The organism is Clostridium sp. AM34-9AC, assembly GCF_003480225.1.
GTDB classification, from domain to species: Bacteria; Bacillota; Clostridia; order Lachnospirales; family Lachnospiraceae; genus Acetatifactor; species Acetatifactor acetigignens.
This window is the reverse complement of sequence record NZ_QUIU01000060.1, coordinates 1-2,196: the sequence shown is the minus strand read 5'-3', so window position 1 is coordinate 2,196 and position 2,196 is coordinate 1. Positions and strand designations below refer to the sequence as shown.

At 49.4% G+C, this 2,196-nt stretch carries 3 protein-coding genes; all 3 read left to right on the top strand.

Translation table 11 applies throughout. The features are described 5' to 3' along the window. Window positions 1-41: 41 nt before the first annotated feature. Window positions 42-422, top strand: a complete 381-nt coding sequence (locus DW835_RS17650; RefSeq protein ID WP_005602870.1) for a hypothetical protein — start codon at window positions 42-44, stop codon at window positions 420-422. Further along, window positions 415-771, top strand: coding sequence for an IS66 family insertion sequence element accessory protein TnpB (gene tnpB, locus DW835_RS17645; RefSeq protein WP_005602871.1), 357 nt, complete (start codon window positions 415-417; stop codon window positions 769-771). Before DW835_RS17650 ends, tnpB begins: the two co-directional genes overlap by 8 nt. 271 nt (window positions 772-1,042) lie before the next feature. After that, a partial coding sequence (locus DW835_RS17640; RefSeq protein WP_118731510.1) for an IS66 family transposase occupies window positions 1,043-2,196 on the top strand: 1,154 nt, incomplete at its 3' end.

Below are 2,196 nucleotides of genomic sequence, written 5' to 3'. Positions count from 1 at the left end.
ACACGAAAAAACTATTAGTTTTTTAGAGGAGGCTAAAGCGCATGGATCAATTAACTCACAATGTCCGCAGGTCGAACTGGATAAACATCATTCGACAGTGCCAGGACAGACCGGCAGGCACTACGGCAAAGCAGTGGCTTGTTGAAAACGATATTTCTGAAAAATCTTATTATTACTGGCTCCGAAAGATCCGCCGGGAAGTCTGTGAACAGGAGGGACTCCAGGAAGACACCAACCCGTCTGCCCTCTCTTTTGTAGAAATCCCGGTAAAAACTGCTCTGGACACAACACCGGTGCCAGCCGTCCCGGCAGCAATGACTCCGGTTGCAGTGATCAGATCAGGCCGCCTGACGCTGGAATTATCAAACGATATTTCAGAGTCCCTGCTTTGCAGGCTGCTGCAGGAGGTGCTTCATGCTTGAAGATGCTGCCGGTATCCGCAGAGTCGTGATTGCCTGCGGATATGTGGATCTGCGCAAAGGGATCGATGGGCTGTCCATGATCATCGGAGGCAGATACCATCAGAATCCTTTTGAAAAGGGAACTTTATTCCTATTCTGTGGCAGACGGTCCGACCGCATCAAGGGACTTCTATGGATGGGAGACGGTTTTCTTCAGCTCTACAAACGGCTGGAGGCAGGTTCCCTGTCCTGGCCTAGAACCAGCGAAGAGGCCGCAGACCTTACAGAGGAACAGTTCCGTTATCTTATGATGGGGCTGAATCCCCTGAACCCCAAAGTCAGGGAAGTAACACCGCAAAAGCCCACCTGATCTTTGTGCAAAACATAGATTTTTTATGCCTGTTATCCGGTCAGATCCATTCCCGGTGTTACAGCCTCTCTGAACGCTGTTTCCTGGTCTGTGACGTATCCACAGGAGGATCCGGATAAAATTTCAGCGCCTTGAAAACTTTATATTTCCCTGGCTCTATGACCATCACACCGCCTTACAGGCATAGGCAGAATGACGAAACCTGCGGGGTTGCCGGTTCGCAATCCTTTGTGTTTTCTGGTATAATGAAAACAGTTTAAGGAGCAGGACAATGGCAGACAGACATACATTGGAAGAACTGAATAACTGCAGCAGGGAAGAACTGATCACCATCGTTCTTATGATGCAGGGACAACTGGATACCCTGAATGAGAACATCGAGCGGCTGATCGAACAGGTACGCATAGCGAACAGCTATCGTTTCGGAAAACATACAGAAACACTGGATTCCATAGATGGTCAGCTGTCCTTCTTTGATGAGGCAGAAAACTGCTGCAATCTGTCTGTCCCGGAGCCTGCTGCGGAGGAAGTACTTCCATCCCGACGTAACCATAAGAAAAAAGGGCAGCGGGAAACGGATCTGAAAGATTTCCCGGAAGAGATCCTTCCTCCTTATCAGGTATCCACAGAAGAACTGGATACGTTTTATGGTGCAGGCAACTGGCGCAGAATGAAGGATGAAACCTACAAAAGACTGCGCCATGAGCCGGAATCCTGGACGGTGGAAGTCCATACCGTGGAAGTCTACGTGGGAACCGGCGGAGATCATCAGGACGAATTCTTACGTGGAAAACGCCCCAAGGATCTTCTGCGTGGAAGCATCGTTACTCCTTCCCTGCTTGCATCCATTCTGAATGTAAAATATGTGAACTCCTCTGCACTGCACAGGGTCGAGCAGGAGTTTCAGCGGAATGGTGTAAATATCTCCAGACAGACCATGTCGAACTGGATCATCCGGTGTGCTGAGAAATATTTTGCACCGTTTGTGGATCGTATGAAGCAGGAACTGCTGTCCCTACCGGTGACACAGTCGGACGAAACACCGACACAGGTGATCGGTGACAGTGACCGTCCGAACAGTAAATGCTACATGTGGGTACACCGTTCCGGGGAGTTCTATAAGGAACGTCCTGTGGTGATCTACGAATACCAGAAAGGCAGGGATCACGAAAAGCCGCTGGAGTTTTACCGGAACTACAAAGGAGTTCTGGTCACGGACAGTCTGGAGCAGTATCATCTGCTGGACAAAAAACTGCCGGGAGTGACAAACGCAAACTGTTGGGCACATGCAAGAAGAGCCTTTGCAGATGCCGTAAAGGCAGCGGATAAAAAGAATCCCCTGTCAGTAAAAACTTCCGTGGCATACCAGGCATTACAAAAGATTGCAGAATTCTACCGGATCGATACCGAACTGAAAGAACTTCC